Source organism: Streptomyces cyslabdanicus (assembly GCF_052663305.1).
Genome location: NZ_JBQRUW010000052.1, coordinates 70,240 through 88,394 on the forward strand (window position 1 = coordinate 70,240; position 18,155 = coordinate 88,394).

16 protein-coding genes and 1 pseudogene are annotated in these 18,155 nt (G+C 71.3%); 2 read left to right on the forward strand and 15 right to left on the reverse strand.

The genetic code is table 11. From position 1 onward, the window contains the following. Positions 1-77: 77 nt before the first annotated feature. Positions 78-1,061 carry a hydroxyacid dehydrogenase gene (locus tag ACTYVM_RS29195; protein ID WP_445528844.1) on the reverse strand — a complete coding sequence of 328 codons (984 nt, stop codon included), beginning with the start codon at positions 1,059-1,061 and terminating at the stop codon, positions 78-80. 431 nt (positions 1,062-1,492) lie between these two features. Between ACTYVM_RS29195 and ACTYVM_RS29200 the strand changes: the two genes are divergently transcribed. Next, the gene (locus ACTYVM_RS29200; RefSeq protein WP_445528821.1) at positions 1,493-2,053 is read left to right on the forward strand and encodes a hypothetical protein; all 561 of its coding nucleotides are present in this window, start codon (positions 1,493-1,495) and stop codon (positions 2,051-2,053) included. A gap of 141 nt (positions 2,054-2,194) precedes the next feature. On the opposite strand, the gene ACTYVM_RS29205 is transcribed toward ACTYVM_RS29200, so the two are convergent. From ACTYVM_RS29205 to ACTYVM_RS29245, 9 genes are all read right to left on the reverse strand, one after another. Further along, the gene (locus tag ACTYVM_RS29205) at positions 2,195-4,402 is read right to left on the reverse strand and encodes a xanthine dehydrogenase family protein molybdopterin-binding subunit (protein ID WP_445528822.1); all 2,208 of its coding nucleotides are present in this window, start codon (positions 4,400-4,402) and stop codon (positions 2,195-2,197) included. After that, positions 4,399-5,388, reverse strand: coding sequence for an FAD binding domain-containing protein (locus tag ACTYVM_RS29210; protein WP_445528823.1), 990 nt, complete (start codon positions 5,386-5,388; stop codon positions 4,399-4,401). The genes ACTYVM_RS29205 and ACTYVM_RS29210 overlap by 4 nt, the downstream gene beginning before the upstream one ends. Beyond that, complete coding sequence (locus ACTYVM_RS29215) at positions 5,375-5,905, reverse strand: (2Fe-2S)-binding protein (protein WP_445528824.1); 531 nt, start codon at positions 5,903-5,905, stop codon at positions 5,375-5,377. The genes ACTYVM_RS29210 and ACTYVM_RS29215 overlap by 14 nt, the downstream gene beginning before the upstream one ends. 198 nt (positions 5,906-6,103) lie before the next feature. After that, complete coding sequence (locus ACTYVM_RS29220; RefSeq protein WP_445528825.1) at positions 6,104-6,742, reverse strand: vitamin K epoxide reductase family protein; 639 nt, start codon at positions 6,740-6,742, stop codon at positions 6,104-6,106. 200 nt (positions 6,743-6,942) lie between these two features. Next, on the reverse strand, positions 6,943-7,818 hold the full coding sequence (locus ACTYVM_RS29225; RefSeq protein ID WP_445528826.1) for a fructosamine kinase family protein: 876 nt from the start codon (positions 7,816-7,818) through the stop codon (positions 6,943-6,945). Between the two features lie 102 nt (positions 7,819-7,920). Then, positions 7,921-9,105 (reverse strand): cytochrome P450, encoded by a 1,185-nt coding sequence (locus ACTYVM_RS29230; protein ID WP_445528827.1) that lies wholly within the window; start codon positions 9,103-9,105, stop codon positions 7,921-7,923. A gap of 31 nt (positions 9,106-9,136) precedes the next feature. Then, positions 9,137-10,510, reverse strand: coding sequence for an NAD(P)/FAD-dependent oxidoreductase (locus tag ACTYVM_RS29235; RefSeq protein ID WP_445528828.1), 1,374 nt, complete (start codon positions 10,508-10,510; stop codon positions 9,137-9,139). Continuing rightward, positions 10,500-10,709 carry a ferredoxin gene (locus ACTYVM_RS29240; protein WP_445528829.1) on the reverse strand — a complete coding sequence of 70 codons (210 nt, stop codon included), beginning with the start codon at positions 10,707-10,709 and terminating at the stop codon, positions 10,500-10,502. Before ACTYVM_RS29240 ends, ACTYVM_RS29235 begins: the two co-directional genes overlap by 11 nt. Before the next feature lie 98 nt (positions 10,710-10,807). Beyond that, a complete protein-coding gene (locus ACTYVM_RS29245) occupies positions 10,808-12,088 on the reverse strand; it encodes a L,D-transpeptidase (protein WP_445528830.1) in 1,281 nt (426 codons plus the stop codon). Between the two features lie 290 nt (positions 12,089-12,378). On the opposite strand from ACTYVM_RS29245, the gene ACTYVM_RS29250 reads away from it, so the two are divergent. Beyond that, the gene (locus tag ACTYVM_RS29250; RefSeq protein ID WP_445528831.1) at positions 12,379-12,582 is read left to right on the forward strand and encodes a hypothetical protein; all 204 of its coding nucleotides are present in this window, start codon (positions 12,379-12,381) and stop codon (positions 12,580-12,582) included. Positions 12,583-12,753: 171 nt separating this feature from the next. Here the strand turns inward: ACTYVM_RS29250 and ACTYVM_RS29255 are convergent, their stop codons facing one another. From ACTYVM_RS29255 to ACTYVM_RS29275, 5 genes and pseudogenes are all read right to left on the reverse strand, one after another. Further along, a complete protein-coding gene (locus ACTYVM_RS29255) occupies positions 12,754-12,969 on the reverse strand; it encodes a hypothetical protein (protein ID WP_445528832.1) in 216 nt (71 codons plus the stop codon). 151 nt (positions 12,970-13,120) lie between these two features. Next, positions 13,121-14,482 carry an MFS transporter gene (locus ACTYVM_RS29260; RefSeq protein WP_445528833.1) on the reverse strand — a complete coding sequence of 454 codons (1,362 nt, stop codon included), beginning with the start codon at positions 14,480-14,482 and terminating at the stop codon, positions 13,121-13,123. 297 nt (positions 14,483-14,779) lie between these two features. Then, positions 14,780-16,660: a CocE/NonD family hydrolase gene (locus ACTYVM_RS29265; RefSeq protein WP_445528834.1), complete on the reverse strand. Its 1,881-nt coding sequence runs from the start codon at positions 16,658-16,660 to the stop codon at positions 14,780-14,782. A gap of 396 nt (positions 16,661-17,056) precedes the next feature. Next, entirely contained in the window at positions 17,057-17,539 is a 483-nt protein-coding gene (locus tag ACTYVM_RS29270) for a hypothetical protein (RefSeq protein ID WP_445528835.1), read from the reverse strand. A gap of 382 nt (positions 17,540-17,921) precedes the next feature. Continuing rightward, a pseudogene (locus tag ACTYVM_RS29275) lies at positions 17,922-18,155 on the reverse strand (hypothetical protein); the annotation flags it as partial.

Genomic DNA, 18,155 nt, shown 5'->3' on the forward strand with positions numbered 1-18,155 from the left:
CGCAATACCTGAGCACGCGTCAACACGACGGCGTGGAACCGCACCAGCGAGAACAGGTCGTGAAGGGCAGGGCCTCCTCAGGCCGAGCGGGTGGTCTCCTCGCGGTGCACGGGGTGAGCGAAGGGGCGGCCGGCGGCGTAGCGGGCGAGCTCGTCGACAGCGGCTGCCGCCATGCGGTGGAGTTCGCCGCCGAGGGAGCCGGCCACGTGCGGGGTGAGGAGGACGTTGGGCAGGTCGTACAGCGGGGAGTCGGCGGGCAGGACTTCGGGGACGGTGACGTCGAGCACCGCGTTGAGACGGCCGGTGAGGAGTTCCTCGACCAGGGCGTCCTGGTCGACCAGGGAACCACGGGAGGTGTTCACCAGGGTCGCGTCGTCGCGGAACAGCGCGAGCCGGCGGCGGTCGATGAGGTGCCGGGTGGCGGGCAGTTCGGGGGCGTGGACGGTGACCACGTCGCCGGCCGCGCACAGCTCGTCCAGCTCCACGGAGCGGGCGCCGAGCAGTTCGGCCTCCGCCGCGTCCACGTAGGGGTCGTACAGGAGCAGGTCGAGGTCGTGCGGGCGGAGGAGTTCCAGGACGCGGCGGCCGATACGGGAGGCGCCGACGACGCCGACCGTGCGCCGGTAGTTCCCGATGTGGGCGTAGGCGGCCACCCAGTCGTGCCCGACGCCGCGCCGGGCGCGGTAGTCGTCCCGGATGCGCAGCACCTGCTTGTTGGCGAGGAGGATCACCGCCACGGTGTACTCGGCGACGGGCAGGGCGTTGGCCCAGGCCGCCGAGCTGACCTGGATCCCGCGCCGCCAGCAGGCGTCGGTGATGTGGTGCTTGACCGATCCGGCGGCGTGGACGACGGCGCGCAGCGCCGGCGCCCGGGCGAGGACGTCCTCGCCCAGCGGCGGGCAGCCCCACCCGCTGACGACGACCTCGGTCTCGCGCAGGGCCGCGGTGGCACGCGGGTCGTCGAAGTCGTCGACGACGAGGGCCGGGTCGAGGTCGGCGAGCGTGGTGAGCCGGCTCAGGGCGGCGCGGTCGAACAGCCGGCCGGGGAGATCGGCGTGCATGGCCAGCAGGGTGCGCGGACGCCGCTGTCCGGAGGCGGCCGGGTTCGGCTGGGCGGCTGGTGCGGTCGGAGGATGGAAATCGGACACTCGGTTCTCCGGTGCGGGTGCGGGTAGAGGGCCGGCGGCGAGCGCCCGGAATCCGGTGCGCCCTTGGCGCGGTATTTCCAGGCGACCCGCTGCCGCACGGGTGATCAGGCATCAGAGATCACCTTGAAGGCCTAATCCCTCATCAATCTACCCATGGCTTGCGAGAGATTGACGTGCCGTCAGCACCGACGAAGCCGGGTCTGAGGGTGTTTCGGGTCCCCCATTCGGCTCCCTGATCCCTGCCCTTCCGACAGGCCCGAAATGACAGCTATGGGGGTGTTCATTACGTTCGATGACACGTCGGCTGCCAAAGCCGGCCTCTCTGAGACAGGAGTAGAACAGCCATGATCATGACCCGTTCCACCGCCGTGACCGCGGCAGTCGCTGCCGCCGCAGGACTCGCCGTGACCGGCATCACCTACGCCACGGCCGCCCCCGCGCCCGAGGCGGCCCCGGCCGTCGTCCAGCAGGCGCCCGCTCCGGCCCAGGTGCCGATGGACGGCATGTCCGGGCAGGGCAAGGGCAACGAGGGCGGCGGCGGCCGCGGCGGCGAAGGCGGCGGCGGCGAAGGCGGCGAGTACGGCAAGCGCCACCACGAAATCGGCCGGATCTACATCAACGAGCGCGAGTACCGCGCCCACCCCGACGGTTGCATCACCGTGGTGAGCGGCCTGGGCTCCAGGAGCTTCAACATCCGCAACGACAGCAAGCACACCGTCGAGTTCTTCCGCGGCGCGACCTGCGACAACGGCTCCCCCGTCGCCACCGTCGGCCCCCACAGCGACGCCACCAACGTCAGGGTGGAGCACGTCAGGGGCGGCGTCTTCGTCAAGCACGGAGTGGTCGGTAGCTTCCGGGTGGTCAAGCGCCACCACGGCGGCGGCGGCGACTTCGACGACTTCTAAACCCGGATGCGCCCTACCATGTAGCACCCCGGCCCGCCGTAATCGGGCCGGGGTTGCCCATGCGCGCCCCTTGTCCCACGCCGACCCGAACCGGACAGAAGGCGCTGTGAGAAGCCCGCGCCGACGTCCTCCCGCAACGGCTCAGAGGAGGGCGTCGAGGGTGATCGGCAGTTCGCGCAGGCGCTTTCCGGTGGCGTGGTACACGGCGTTGGAGATCGCCGGCGCGATGCCGACCAGGCCGACCTCGCCCACGCCCTTGGTGCCGGTCGGGGTGGATCGGTCCGGCTCGCCGACGAAGACCACGTCGAGGTCGGGCACGTCGGCGTTCACGGCGACGAGGTAGTCGGCGAGCGTACCGTTCGCGACGCGCCCGGTGCGCGGGTCGGTGACGGTGTCCTCGTACAGAGCCATGCCGATGCCGCCGACGGTCCCGCCGATGATCTGGCTCCTGGCCGTCTTGGCGTTGAGGATGCGGCCGCCGTCGATCGCGGAGACCACCCGCGCGACCCGGATGAGGCCGAGGTCGGCGTCGACGCGGACCTCCACGAACTTCGCGCCGTACGCGCCGGCGGGCGACATGCTCAGCTCGGTGGCGACAGGCGGGGTGCTGTTCCCGTTCGCCGTGAGCTCGGACAGCCCGTGCCGGGCGAGTATGTCGACGTACGACTCCCCGCGGTCCGGGCGGCCCGCGAGGTGGACCCGCCCACCGGTGGACTCCACGTCGTCCGGGGACGCGCCCCGCAGGGGCGAGTCCGCGTCGTCACGCGCGAGCCGTGCGAACGAGCGCACCAGCCGCCGGCAGGCGTCGTGCACGGCGTTGCCCAGCGCACCGGTCAGGCCGGAGCCGCCCGCCATCGTCGAGTTGGGCATGTCCGAGTCGCCCAGATCGAAGCGGACCAGGTCCAGGGGCAGGCCCAGTTCCTCGGCGGCCAGTTGGGTCATCACCGTGTACGTGCCGGTGCCGATGTCGGTCGCGGCGCTGCGCACCAGCGCGCTGCCGTCGCTGTTGACGGTGGCCTGCGCCGCGCAGGGCTGCGCGAAGTGGGGGAACAGCGCGCTCGCCATGCCGTAGCCGACGAGCCAGTTCCCGTCGCGCATGGAGCGCGGCTCGGGATTGCGGTCGGACCAGCCGAAGCGCCGGGCGCCGACCTCGTAGCACTCCAGGAGCGCCTCGCCGGACCAGGGCAGCCCGTTGCGCGGATCGACGTCCGTGTGGTTGCGCAGCCGCAGCTCCAGGGGGTCCATGCGCAGGGTCCAGGCCAGTTCGTCGAGCGCGGACTCCAGCGCGAAGTTGCCCTGCGCCTCGGCCGGGGCGCGCATGGACGTCGGCACGGGGACGTTGATCCGCGCCTGCCGGTCCCGTGTGCGCACGTGAGGGCAGCGGTAGGCGAAGGCGGTTGCCGAGGCGAACGGCTCGTAGTCGCCGCCCTCCATGCTCAGGGAGCTGAGGCTGCGGTGGTCGAGGGCGACCAGGTCGCCCTCGCGCGTGGCACCGACACCGAGCCACTGCACGCCGCTGGGGCGGTGCCCGACCGAGGTGAACATCTGCGGCCGGGTCAGGACCAGCTTGACCGGGCGGCCCAGCACCCGGGCGGCCATGGCGGTCAGGATCACGTGCGGCCACACGCGCAGTCCGGCGCCGAAGCCCCCGCCGACGTAGGGCACCAGGACCCGCACCGAGCTCTCGGGGACACCGAAGACCGCGGCGAGGGTGGTGCGGACCATCGACGGCCACTGGCTGGTGTCGTGGACGGTGAGGGTGTCGCCCTCCCACGCGGCGAGGGTGGCGAACAGCCCGAGCGGGTTGTGGGTGTTGTCCGCCGTGGTGTACGTGGCGCGGAGAGTTACCTCCGCGGTTTCCAGCGCTGCTGCGGCGTCACCGCGCGAGTGGTCCATCCCCCACGGGTCGACGAGTTGCTCGGCCCTGGGGTCATGGAGGTCCAGCAGCGGCTCCGCTACCTCGTAGTCGGCCCGCACCAGGCGTGCCGCGGCGGCGGCCTGCTCCGGGGTCTCGGCCACCACGAAGGCGATGTGCTGACCGTGGTGGAGGATCCGGTCGTTGCGCAGCGGTGAGGGCATCGGCTCCCCGAGCGCCGTCGTCGGTCCCGTCGCGACCCTCGGGGCGTTCTCGTGGGTGAGTACGCAGATCACACCCGGGGAGCCCTCGGCGGCCCCGGTGTGCATGCGGACGATCCGGCCCGCGGCGACGGTGCTCTGCACCACGGCGCCGTAGGCCTGGCCGGGGACGCTGAAGTCCATGGGGTACGGGGCGGTGCCGGTGACCTTGCGCGGGCCGTCGACCCGGCTGACGCCCGCGCCGACCAGCGGCCTGCTCTCGACGGTGCTCATACGGTCACTCCCGACACGGTCTGCAGTTGGCGCACCAGGGTGCGCCGGGCGAGCGGCACCTTGAACGCCGTACCCGGGACGGTCCAGGCCTCGCGCATCGTGGCCTCGGCCGCGTCCTGGAACGTGGCCGTCGTGGCGGGCGCGCCGGTCAGTACGTGCTCGGCCTCGTAGGCCCGCCAGGGCTTCGACCCCACCCCGCCCAGCCCGATGCGGGCCTGGCTCACCGTGCCGTCGTCCACGACGAGCAGCACCGCGGCCGAGGCGAGGGCGAACTCGTACGACATCCGGTCGCGGACCTTGAGGTAGCCCGACCGGGCGGCCGGCGGCGGCAGCGGGATCTCGACCTCGGTGATCAGCTCGGCGTGCTCCAGCACGTTCTCGCGCTCGGGGCTCTCGTCGGCCGTCAGGTAGAACTCCGTCAGCGGCACGGTGCGACGCCCCGACACCCCCTGGATGTGCACGACCGCGCCGAGCGCCACCAGGGCGACGGCGAGGTCGGAGGCGTGCAGCGCGATGCACCGCTCGCTGACCCCGAGCACGGCGTGCATACGCGCCGCGCCCTGCACCGCGGCACAGCCGGAGCCCGGTGCGCGCTTGTTGCACTCGGCGACCGTCGGGTCGCGGAAGTAGCGACAGCGGGTGCGCTGCAGCAGGTTGCCCGCGATGGTGGCCATGTTCCGCAGCTGCACCGACGCGCCCAGCAGCAGCGACTCGCGCACCACGGGCAGCCGCCCGGCCACCGTGGCGTCGGCGGCCAGCTCCTCCATGGTGGCGAGCGCCCCCACGTGCAGGGACTCGCCGTGGCGCTCGATGCCGTGCAGCGGGAGCCGGGTGATGTCGATCAACCGCGGCGGCTCCAGGACCCCGTCCTTCATCAGGTCGAGCTGCGTGGTGCCGCCCGCCAGGCAGGACGCCGCCGGGTCGTCCGCCAGCAGCTGTACCGCCTCCTGGGTGTCGGTGGCCCGTACGTAGTCAAAGCCGTGCATCGGGACCTCCCCCGGACACCGCCTCGCGGATCGCGGCCACGATGTTGGGATAGGCACCGCAGCGGCACAGGTTGCCGCTCATGAACTCCCGGATCTCCTCGTCGGAGCCGGCCCGGCCCTCGGCCATCAGCGCCACCGCGGACATGATCTGCCCCGGCGTGCAGAAGCCGCACTGGAAGCCGTCGTGCTCCATGAAGGCCTTCTGCACCGGATGCGGCCCGTCGGCGCCCGAGACACCCTCGATGGTGGTGATCGCCCGGCCCTCGGCCTGGGCCGCCAGGGTCAGGCAGGACAGCACCCTCCTGCCGTCCAGATGGACCGTGCACGCACCGCAGGCACCCTGGTCGCAGCCCTTCTTCGTGCCCACCAGGCCCAGCCGGTCCCGCAGGGCGTCCAGCAGGGTGACCCGGGTGTCCAGGCGCAGGGTGTGCGACCGGCCGTTCACCGTGAGTGTCACGACCCGCTCGGTGACCGCGGGACGGTCGTCCACGTCCCGTTTGCTCGCCACGTCCCTCATCGCGTCCTCCTCCGGACGGGTCGGATTCGACTCGAGCCCCACCTGGGGGCGGATCCGGTGAGTTGGTTCGTCAGGCGCCGTGAAAGGCGGGAATCGACCTTTTCATGCCAATAGAGCCGCCTTTTCCTCAATATACGCCGAACGGACGCTCCGGCACGGGGCGGCGGCCCGCCTGCACCCCGGCCGCCTTTCCCCGTTTCACAGAAGGCTGCTCCAGTACGGCCAGAACCGGGTCAGGACGAGTACCGCGATGAGCGCGTACCAGGCGCCGAGCAGTATCCAGTGGGTGTCCAGCACGACGCCGATGACCCGCCGCCCGCGCGCGGACAGGGGCACCACACCACGGTCCAGGTTGTGCAGGGTCACGTACCAGACCAGGGCGATGGTGACCACCCACACGACCATGCAGTAGGGGCAGAGCTTGTTGAGCTCGTACAGCGACTGCCAGATCAACCAGTGGACGAGTACCGCGCCCGCCAACGCCCCCGCGTTCAGCGCGAGCCACAACAGTCGGTGGAGACGGGAGCCCGCGAGCACGGCCACGCCGAGAGCGGCCACCGCGGCGAAGGCGCCGAGCCCGAGGAGCATGTTGGGGAAACCGAACAGGCTGCCCTGGGGGCTGGACATGACGCCGCCGCAGCTCACGACCGGGCTGATGTCGCACGAGGGCCGGTAGGCCGGGTCCTTGAGGACGTGCCAGTCGTCGACGGTCAGCCGAAACGCGGCGAACCAGCCGATGATCCCGGCGAGGACCATCACCCAGCCGGACCGGCGGTCCCCGCTCACCGGTGAGGGACAGGGGACCGACGTGTCCGCGACGGAGGAGTGGTCGATCATGCGACGCGCCCGGACGTGCGGGGCGCGAAGGACTGCCGCAGGGGGATGGTTCGGCCGGTCCGCCGGCTCGTGTCGTTCTCCATGGCGGTGAACGCTAGGGGCTGCCCCGTCGACGGATCCCGGGCCGAAGGTCCCGAACGGGGGACCGGCCGGACTTTCCCCGCCACGGCGGCGAGTTCGGGAGCTCGACCACGGCTCGACTACGAACGGAACGGCCTGAGCGTGGCACGGACCTGGTCCGCCGCACCCCAGTCGTGATCGTACTGGGCGATGACGGCGAGGTGCTGCCGCAACTGGATGATCGGCATCCTGGCGGGCCAGTCGTCGTCGAGCCCGGTCAGCTCCGCGTACCGCGCGAAGAACCGAGCCGCTTCGGGCGGGTGCGGCGAACACCACAGATGGGCCAGGTCCACTTCGGCCCACATGTAGGAGACCGCCGGGTCGATCAGAGCGGGCTGCCCGTCCCGGGTGGCGAGGATGTTGTGCGCCCACAGGTCGCCGTGGGTCAGGCAGGCGGGCCGGGCAGGCAGCAACTCGGGCAGCCGCTCGCACAGTCGCTCCAGCGCCCGCCGGTCCCGTTCGTCCAGCGCCGCCCGCACCCGGGGCTCCGGCAGCCAGCGCAGCAGGCGGCGCCGGGCGAAGAAGGCGTGACCGTCGGTGTCCCAGGTGTTGTCCTGCCGGCGGCGCCCCAGCCAGTTGTCGCGGGACCAGCCGAAGCGGTCGTGCACGGTGGTGGTGTGCAGCCGCGCGAGGGTGTGGGCGAGCCGCTCCCAGAAGTCCTTCCCAGCCGGACGCGGCTGCAGAACGGACAGCACCAGCACGTCCCGGCCCACGAACACCACCTCCGGGGTGGCGGCCCCGCCCAGCTCGCGCAGCACGCGAAGCCCTTCGGCCTCCGCCGTGAACAGACCGTCAGAGGGCGTCTCGCGAAAGGCCTTCACGAACACGGGCGGCCCCTCGCGGAGCGTCGCGACACCCGCCAGGGCGGCGACTCCCCCCTCGGCCGGGGTCACGGACACCGCATCGCTCAGACCGGTCCGGCGCAGCCGGTCCAGAAGCAGGGACGGGATCGACATGAGCACGCACGCTACAGCACGGCCCGTTCGTTCCGTCAGGTCCGGCAAGGGGCCACCGGTTACGACGGCGACGGCGACCGTGGTGGGTGTGCTGACGCGGCCTCACAGCCGGACGGGCAGGTGGCGGGGACCGCGGAGCATGGCGTTCTGACGGTAGGGGGGCGGGTCCTGGACCAGGCGTGCCGTGCCGAGGTGGGGGAGCAGCGCACCGAGAGCGGCCTGGGCTTCGATTCGGGCGAGGGGCGCGCCGTAGCACAGATGGATACCGCTGCCGAAGCCGAAATGCTGGTTGTCCGGGCGGGTGGGGTCGAACCGGTCGGGCTCGTGGAACCGTTTGGGGTCGCGGTTGCCCGAGGCCAGCACGAGAACGACGGACGCGCTCGGGGGAAGGGTGGTGCCGGCGACGTCGACGGCGGCGTGCGGGATGCGTTCGCGCATCTGGACCGGAGGTGCGTAGCGCAGCAGTTCTTCCACCGCTCGCGGCAGCAGTTCGGGTTCGCGGCGCAGACGGTCCAGTTGCCCGGGGTGGCGCAGCAGGGTGAGCACCCCGTTGGTGATCAGGTTGACCGTGGTCTCATGTCCCGCGATGAGGAGCAGCACGGCGGTTTCCGCGAGCTCCTCCTGAGTGAGCCGCAGGGCGGGGTCCGGCTCGTTGACGAAGGCGGAGAGCATGTCGTCGCTCGGTCGGTCGCGGCGCCGCTCGGCGAGGTTCACGAGGTACCGGCCCATCTCCATCCGTGCCTGGTCGCCCGCCTGGTCCGTCTCGGTGGAGTCCTCCTCGGGCCTGACGTCGGCGGACGCGACCACAGCGTCGGACCAGGCGCGGAACAGCGGCTCGTCCTCGCGCGGCACGCCGAGCAGGCGGCAGATCACCGTGACAGGCAGCGGGTAGGCGAAGTCGTCGACGATGTCGAGCTGCCGGCCCGCCCGGAAGGACTCCGTCAGTTCCCTGGTGATCCGGTCGATCTCGCCGCGCATGGCGTCCACCCGGCCCGGGCTGTGCGGCGGTCCGAACGGCCGCATGGCCAGGGTGCGCAGCCTGTGGTGCTCGGGGTCGTCGAGCCGCAGGAACGGCGGTTTGCGCGTCGTCTCACGACGAGTACGGGGATCGGCGCTCATCCGTGGGTCGTGCAGCAGAGCGGCGATCTCGTGGTAGGTCCCGACCAGGTAGCTGCCGTCCGCCTGCCGCACTACGGGGCCGGCCTCGCGGAGTTCCGCGTACAGCGGGTAGGGATCGGGGCGGCTGGCGTAGTCGGTGATCCGTGCCAGCAAGGTCTCGGAGTCCATGGTGGCTCCTCGTGGTCGGGCGGGGCGCAGGTCACCCCGTGGGCCGCACCACCGTCAACCGGCGGTCGGGCAGGTATCCGGTGAGCGCCACGGTGGGGCCGTGGGACAGCCCCTTCGGATCCGGCACGTCGGAGGGGAGGGGGACGTCGGCCGCGACCGCACGGTCCGCCGCGCCCGGCGGGGGCGGGAACGGGGCCGCGGTCTCGATCAGACGCGCGTAGTGGTCGAGCGACTTGGCCATGTCGACGGTGACCGCGGCGGTGACCCGCCCCTGGTAGCCGTAGACCACCGCCAGACGGCGCGCCTCCAACGAGCCCTGGGCGACGACCACATGGTCGGAGAAGGTGGGCACGCCCACCGACTTGATGTTGAGCCCGAACTGGTTCGACCAGAACGTCGGGAGGGCGAGGTGCGGACGTCGCAGGGGTCCCGGGGCGACCATGTTGTGGGCCGCCACCTCGGCCTGCTCGACCGCGTTTCCCCAGTGCTCCAGGGAGAGCAGCTGGTAGCCGAACAGCGGGTGGGGGAAGCGGGAGACGTCGCCGGCCACGAAGACGTCGTCGGTGACGATGCCGTACATGGTGAAGGCGCGGCATCCGGCGTCGCAGGCGATGCCGCGCGGGCCCGCCACCAGCTCGGAGTCCGCCAGCCATTCGACGTTGCGGACCGCTCCCAACGCCACGACGCACACGTCGGCGTCGACGCGGCTGCCGTCGGACAGCTCCGCGCCGGTCAGCCGGCCGCTGCCGTCTCCGCGCAGGGCGGTGACCGTCACCCCGGTGCGCAGGTCCACGCCGTGGTTGCGGTGCATGACGGCCGCGAGCTTCGCCAGGGTGCCGCCGAGCGCGCCCACCAGGGGCGCGGGGCCGCGTTCGGCGACCGTGACCTCCAGCCCCCGCTCCCGGCAGGCCGAGGCGATCTCCGAGCCGGTGAAACCGGCACCGATCACCAGCACCCGCCGCGGCCCGGCCGCCAGGCGTTCGGACAGCCCCGCGGCGTCGTCACGCGTGCGCAGGGTGAACACCCCGTCCAGGGCGGCCTCTTCCGGGTTGGGCCAGGGGCGTGCGCGTGTCCCGGTGGCGATGAGCAGCCGGTCGTAGGGCAGCGACCCGCCGTCGTCCAGCATCACCTGCTTCGCGAGAGGGTCCAGGCCGGTGGCCCGTACGCCCAGCCTCCAGTCGGCGTCCGGGTCCCGGCGCATCGGCAGCCCGGTACTGTCCGCCGCCGCCTGGCCGAGCAGCACCTGCTTGGACAGCGGCGGCCGGTCGTAGGGCGGGTACGGCTCGTCCCCGACCACCGTCAGTGAGCCGGTGAAGCCTTCCGTGCGCAGCGCCTCCGCGGCCCTCAACCCGGCCAGCGACGCACCGACGACGACGATCCGGCCGTCCTCGGGATCACCGGGCATCGGCACTCACCTCTTCACCGACGAGGATGGCCTGGACCGGGCACGCCGCCGCGGCCTGCCGCACACGCTCGACCTGGTCGTCGGGGACGGCCGGTGCGTACAGCAGACCCTCCTCCCCGTGCAGCTGGAACACCTCCGGTGCGAGGAACACGCACTGTGCGTAGCCCTCGCAGCGAGTGAGGTCCACAACGGTCCGCATCGTCACCACTTCCTCCGTCGTGCCCCCTCAGTTCCAGCATGGGGGCAGCGTTGGAGGCTCGCACGGCTGTGCAGACGCGTGCAGTGCGCGAAAACGCGTCAGCCCGTGGTGCTGTCCGCGACCCACTGGCTCCACGGCATGTTCCAGTCGCTGAGGCCGTTGTCCGGCGCCAGCGTGGTCCTGTCCCCGGAGTTCTTGACGATCACGACGTCACCGATCATCGAGTTGTCGAAGAACCACGCCGCGGGCTGCTGGTCGTCGCCGCCGCCCCTGACGTCCTTCAGCCCCACGCAGCCGTGGCTGGTGTTGACCTTGCCGAAGATCGGGTCGGCGCTCCAGTAGTTGCCGTGGATGAACGTGCCCGAGTCGGTCAGGCGCATGGCGTGCGGTACGTCCGCGATGTCGTACGCGGGCTTGCCGTGCTTGTTCGTGAGGCCGACGGTCGCACCGTTCATGCGGATGTGCCTGAACTTCTCGGAGATGACCATCTGGCCGTTGTACGTCGGGTGCTTGGGGCTGCCGGACGAGATCGGGATGGTCCTGATCGTCTTGCCGTCCCGTACGACGGTCATCTGCTTCGTCTTGGCGTCGACCGTGCTGATCTGGCTCCGGCCGATCTTGAAGGTGACCGTCTTCTGGGCGCCGTGCTGGTGGAGCTTGACGGTGACGGTGGAACCCGGCTTCCAGTAGTTCCTGGGACGGAAGTCCAGGCGGTGGTCGTTGAACCAGTGACCGACGACGTGCTGGCCGCTGCTGGAGCTGACCTCGATCTTCGACTGCACGGCGGCCTTGTCGCCTATCGCCTTGTTGAAGTTGACCGTCACCGGCATGCCCACGCCGACGGTCGAGCCGTCCTGGGGGGAGAGGTGCCCGGTGAAGTCGCCGGCCGGGGAGACCGTGTTGATCGTGGCGTATCCGGTGACGGGGCGGCCCTTGGCGTCCTCGGCATCCGCGGTGACCTGATACCGGGTGGCCCGCTCCAACTGGCCGCTCGGCTTCCAGGACGTGCCGTCCGCGGACACGGTGCCCGGAACCGCGTCGCCGGTCGCGATGTCGGTCATGGTCACCTTGGTGAGCTTGCCGTCGCCGACGGTCACCTTGACGGAGTCGCTGATCCCGACGCTGCGGGCACCCTGGGTGGGCGTGATCTTCACTCGGGCTGCGGAAGCGTCCTGGGCGGCCGGCTGGTCTGCCTGCGCCTGCGCCTGCGCGGCCGGCTGGTCTGCCCGCGCCTTCGCCGTGGGGTGGTGGTCCCCGGTGCCGTCGCCGCCGCCGGTGGCAGCGCTGCTGGTACCGGCGAGGGCCGTCAGCGCGAGGACGCCGCCGACTACGCCTGCCGTGGCGACCAGCCCGGTGCGTCGTGTACGTGCCGTGATCAAACGATTCTCCTGCTCTTCGGATCCCTGGAACGGGTTGTCGGATGAGTGCAACCAGCTTCAGAACCACTTATACGCATCCATCCATCCCGAAATGGGCAAAACGTGGCGAAGGCCACGTGCTCGAACACGGAGTCGAGGGAGATGGGTGGGTTCCTCGCGCACGGCGTCGACGCCCGACGTCAGCGCCATCAACCGTGGCGGCCGGCCGGCTCGACGGTGTGCCTTCTGCCGTATCGCAGTGACCGGCGGTGGTGCTGGGGCGTTGGTGGTGTATGAGCAGGAGTCGCAGGATGCGGGAGCTGTCAGGGCCGGCAGCTTTCGAGAAGCTACAGGCGCAGCTGGCTCGTGCGGCTGCCGGGATGGCGAGCGGGAAGTCGCGGCGGGGGAAGGTGCCCAAGAAGGCCCTCGGCTCCGCCCCTGCGGAGCCGGACGACGGCCACGGCGAGCCCGTGCCGCCCGGCCCCGGCGAGCCCGTGCCGCCCGGCCCCGGCTGAAGTCGCTCGCCCACCTTCCCGCCGGCCCGTCGGCGCCGTCGTCGCGGCAGTCGGTGATCGCCGGGAAGAAGGCCGCGGGGACGAGGACCGCGGCGAGGAAACCGGCTCGGACGTCGTGCGGTGCCGGGGGCGGTCCGCAGGACGACAGGGCCTACTGGGACCGCTCCAGGATCAGTCCGTGGCCGGCCACACCTCGGGTCCGCCGCCGTGCCACTCCACCAGAGGCGACATGGCCACGTCCAATTCGTCCATGCCCTCCAGACCGGCCCGCTCCAGGAAGACCGACAGGTCATGCAGGCTGTACGCCGTGCCCAGGAGGGCGCCGTCGGCATGCACCTGCCGGCCGCCGCCCTCGCCGGGCGGGTCCACGATCATGCGAGCAACCATGCCACCATCCTGCGGCCGGACCGCGTGTGCCGCATCGCGGCGTGGGACGGCGGCGCGGGAAAACCGGCCGGCCCCACGGTGGCACCGTTCACGAGACGGCTGCATGCGCGGCCGGTGCGCAGACGGCCGACGCCGAGTAGGGATTCGGCCCTCAGTGGGTACCCGCGGCCCCCTCTGCGTGGGCGAGTCCGTGTGGGCCCGCGGTGCCGAACGCCTCCCGGTCCAGCACCGGTGCGGCGACCGGCACCTCGATCTCGACGACCGGCTGTTCCGCGGCGCCCACCTGGGGCACCGTGGCGGACGCGGTGCCCGTCGTGGCCGCGACCACCGCGGCCGGGGCGCCGCCCCGACGCCGGACCGCACCGGGGACGAGCGGCCGGCCGCCGGTGTGCAGGGCGACCGCCGTCAGCGGCAGCGCCAGCAGGAGCAGCCCGGCGCCCAGGACCAGGCCCATCGCCGGGTAGCCGGCGCGCGCGGACAGCAGGCTTCCGACGAGCGGGCCGCAGGCGGTGCCCAGCGAGGACGCGGACCCGGCCAGCACCGCCCAGCGACCGCGCACGTCGAGTGAGGCCGCCAACCCGATGAGGTACGAGAGGACGATCGGATAGAAGGTGTTCCAGGCGATCTCGCCGGTCGCGAACGACGGCAGGCCGTCCGCCGAGGCGCTGACCACGATGCAGCAGGCGATCAGCGCGGTGCCCGCCCCGATCGGCAGCGCCCGCCCCAGCCGTGCCCCGAACGCGCTCGCGCCGATGACACCGAGCAGCCCGGCGCCCAGGGCCGTCGCGAAGACCGCGCCGACGGTGACCTCGCTCAGCCCTGCCTGGTGCAGGCCGATCCGGCCGCTCACGCCCCACAGCGAGTTCTGCGCCATGGACCAGAACAGCATCGAGCCCGCGAGGACGAGCCCCGATCGCCGGTAGGGGAGCGTGCCGCGCGGGGCCGCCGTGCGCCCGGGCGCCACGGCACCGGTGAGCCGGCCCGTCGCGGGCCACACCAGCAGCGAAGTCAGCGCGATCGCGGCGAACGGCAGTCCGTGTCCGCGCCCGAGGTGAGGGATCGTCAGATAGGCGACGCCGGCGAGCGCGGACACGCTCAGCAGCCCGAAGGTCGAGGTGCGGTGCGGATTGCGCTGGGCCGCGATGCCCGACGCGGCGACCGCCGTCGCCGTACCCGAGCCGAAGCCGCCCGCCATCGCCCCGGCGACCACCACCGGCACACTGTCCGACAGGGCCGCGCAGCCGTAGCCGAGCGCCGCGAGCAGCAGCCCGGAGCGGGCCAGACGCCGTGGCCCGAACCGCTCGACGCGTGCCGCGAGCGTGAAGCCCGCCGTGGCCGAACTCAACAGCAGCGCACTGCCGACGAGTCCCGCCTGAGCGGGTCCGAGGCCCAGCCGGTCACCGAGGCGGCCGACGACGGTGGGCAGCAGGTAGGGCGCGAGGTAGCCCGCCGTGAAAAGGGCGACGAGGGGCCAGGAGGAACCGCGCGAGAGCGCGGGCGCGGGGGAGGACACGGGCGTTCCCAGAGCATGCGAAAGCGACAGGGGGCGGGGTGGAGAAAAAAGGGGAGAGGGGCGACCGTCGACGGACAGGAACGCGGGGCCATTTCTATCAAGCGCGGGCGCACGCGAAAAAGCCAGGATGTTATGAGCTGCGTCACATTGCGTTTGGGGTCGCCGCCCCTGGGCAAAAGTGACGACCCGTCTGGTCGGAGAGGGTGCGTTTGTGCAGGTCACGCCATACGCGACGCTGCCCGGCACCCGCACAGGCGGGTGCCGGGCAGCCGGCAGGTCATGCGTTCTGTGAGGTGCTCAGCCCTTTGGGGTGCTCAGCGGGAAGGTGGGGGCGCCGACGTTGTTCAGCGTGGTGGTGTTCGCCCGCACGTACGTGTCCAGGTACGGCGAGCGGTCACCCTGGGTCGGCGAGTCGAACCGCGGGTCCTGCACCTCGAGGGCGAGTCGCGCGTCGGAGACCGTGACCGTCTCGTCCGAGGGAACGCTCCGCCAGCCGTTCGAGGTGATGGTTCCGATCTGGACCCCCAGCCGGTGCCCTTGCTGGAAGGTCCAGTCCGTCGCCTTCAGAGCGAAGGAGGTCGATCCGCTGCTCTTCAGCAGTGCGACGTTCTCGTCGAACATCGTCGCCTTGCCGTCAGGAGCGACGTCCCACAGTCGTACCCAGACGTTGCCCTGGCCCCTGGTCTTCAGCGTGATCTCCGGGCTGCCCGTGATCCGCACCTGCTCGGCGGCGGGCGCGGACCAGGTCCAGTAGCTGTCCCCGGGTGCGTCGGCGCCGAGCGCACTCGCCCGGTCGGCCGCCGGCGATCCGGCCTCCGGCGCGTACTCGATGTCCGGTCCCTGAGACCCGATGCCCGGGCTCTGAGGCTCCGGCGCCGTCATCGAGGGGGCGGCCTGCTGTGTCGTGCCGCCGTCGTCGACGTACCGCCCGGACGCCAGCCGCACCTTGTACGAGTCGCCGGTCACCGGCCAGGTCGGCTGGGCGCGCCAGTGGCCGAGGCTGTCCTCGACGGAGAACGCCGGGTCGGTCACCGACGGTTCGACGCCGCGGAGGTACTGGTCGTAGAACCGCATCACCTCGTCGAACCAGCCCGCCCGTCCCATCTTGAGCCGGCCGTCGGCGGCGGTCTCGTTGCCGCGTACGTGTTCCCACTGACCGAGCCAACCGCGTTGCGGACCCCGGTGGTTGGCCAGGTACTTCTGCATCTCCTCGGGCTTGGTGTTGTCCTCGACGAAGCCCGACGTGACGAACAGCGGCGTCTGGGATCCGGCGGCGCGGGAGGCGAAGTCACGGGCGCGCCAGAACGGCGACTTCGGGTCCGGGTTCTGGGTGTTGGTGAGGTTGTCGCTCTCGCACTCGGGGTGGTTCTTCTCGTACCCCGCGTTCGCCTTGTAGTGGTCGCTGTCGTCCGCCAGCGGCGCCATCGTCGCGATCGAGTAGTAACTCCGCGGGGTGCTGGTCATGTTGGAGCGCGGCACCCCGTTGCTGTACAGGTAGTTGTACCTGTTCCACGTCGGTTCCTGGGAGACGATCGCCCGCAGGGGCTTGAGCTTGAGGGTGTTGGCCGCAAGACCGGTGTTGGCGTCGTACGACTTGCCGTACATGCCGACCTTGCCCGTCGACCACGGCCGGCTCGCCGCCCACTCGACGGCCGCCTTGATGTCGGCCTGCTCCCCCGGGCCGAGGAAGTCCAGGCACCCGGTGCTGCCGCCGAAGCCGCGCAGGTCGACCATCACGAAGGTGTACCCGCGCTCCATGAGCCGCGCACCTTCGATGAAGTCCTGAAAGCGCGCCGATGGTCCGACCCGGTCCCAGCCCGCGGGAGCGGTCTCCCCCGCGTGGGAGAAGTACGGGCCCACCGACAGGATCACCGGCGTCTTCGCATCCGCCGGCAGGTCTGCCGGGCGCAGCACATCGGCGTGCAGCTCGACCCCGCTGCCGTCCGAGGAGGGGAAGTAGTGCTCCGTCCAGAGCGAGCCCTGAGGAACGCGGTCGTTTTCCTCGTGCGTGACGGGATCGGTCGCGGTGGCCGCTTTCTCCGACCTGGCCTGCGCTGCGGTGGCGGACCCGGGCGGCGCGTCGGGCGCTGCGGCGGCGGGTCCGGCGAGCGTGCCGGTCAACGCGAAGGTGGTGATGACGGCTGAGGCGGCGCAGGCGGCCGCGAGACGTCTTCTCACTTGCTCCTCCCGGAGTTGTCGGTTCGGGGCGGTGCAGGTGGCGCTGTCGGGCAGCGACCCCGGACCCGCCGTCGACGGGTCGACGAGGGGCGGCCGCGCGTAGACGGACGGAACCTGGATTCCGCGTGCGCGTTGGGGCCGACGGCGAGGCAGCCTATGATCACCATTGACACGCGTCAACAGGGCGCCGTGAGTGACGAGTTGCCGGTGTGGTCACCGGTGTTTCGATCGGTGCTGGTCACGGCGGCCCACGGGAGCGCGTGAAGCGACTGAACCCGGGCGCGACCGAGGGGCCGCGGCATCGGCAGTGACCAAGGGCGGCGGCAGGAGAAACGCCCCAGACCATGGCCGCGTCGGGCGGGTGAGGGTCTCGCGGGGGGAGGGAGGAACTCTTGGTCAGAGTGCTCCGGTGAGGTCTCTGTCGAGTGCGTGGCGGTGTGGCGGGTTGATGTTGTCGTTGGTGGTGGTCCAGCTGTGGGTGAAGGCGACGGGGATGTCGAGGGCGAGGAAGTTCTTCCCGTCTTCTGTCCGGGCGCGTAGGTGGAGTCGGTGTCTGGCCACGGGTACTGTCCTGGGGATCTGCAGGTCCCAGGTCTGTTTCCAGGGGCCGGCGGGTGGGTGGGTGTCGCCGGAGAGGTGTGTGCCCATGTGTGCGAGCAGGTCGGGCAGCTTGTAGCTCTTGTCCAGTATTTTCATGGGGCCGATCTTCATGATGACCCTGCAGGTGACCTGGGTCAGGTCGACGGTCTCTTTGAGGTAGCTGTCCATTTCCCAGCGGACCGGGTGTCCGAGGCGCGGTAGCGCGGGGGTGCAGGTGATGTCGAGGATGTCCATGACGTAGTTGTCGTCGCTCGCGTCCTCCACCAGGCGATTGTTCATATCAGTCATCCCATGCTGTCTTGGATGGGGCCGGGTCGGGGGGAGCCGCACCAGGTGCGCGGCTTTCGCTGTCGTCACCCGTTCGGGCTCACCCGGCTTCCGTGACGGAAACCGTGATCGCTGCTGGGGAACACCGCCAACTGGGGGTGTTTCAGGGGGAATCCCCCTTGGGGTGAACCGGTGAAGCAGAGGGACGTCAGCGCGGGCGGTCTCGCAACGCCTTCCGGCCGTTCTAGGATGGCGAGCAAGGCGCGTGCACTGTCGGACAAGGAGCAGGTGCGGGCGGCGCCACGTGCCGAGCGTCCCGGGGGGACTGAGACCAGAACCCCGGCCCGATTACGGCGGGCCGGGGTTCTATATGGGTCGCATGGCGCGTCTGGGTTTAGAAGTCGTCGTCGTAGTCGCCGCCGCCGCCGTGGTGGCGCTTGACCACCCGGAAGCTACCGACCACTCCGTGCTTGACGTGGACGCCGCCCCTGACGTGCTCGACCCTGACGTTGGTGGCGTCGCTCCAGGGGCCGACGGTGGCGACGGGGGCGCCGTTGTCGCAGGTCGCGCCGCGGAAGAACTCGACCCTGTGCTTGCTGTCGTTGCGGATGTTGAAGCTCGTGGAGCC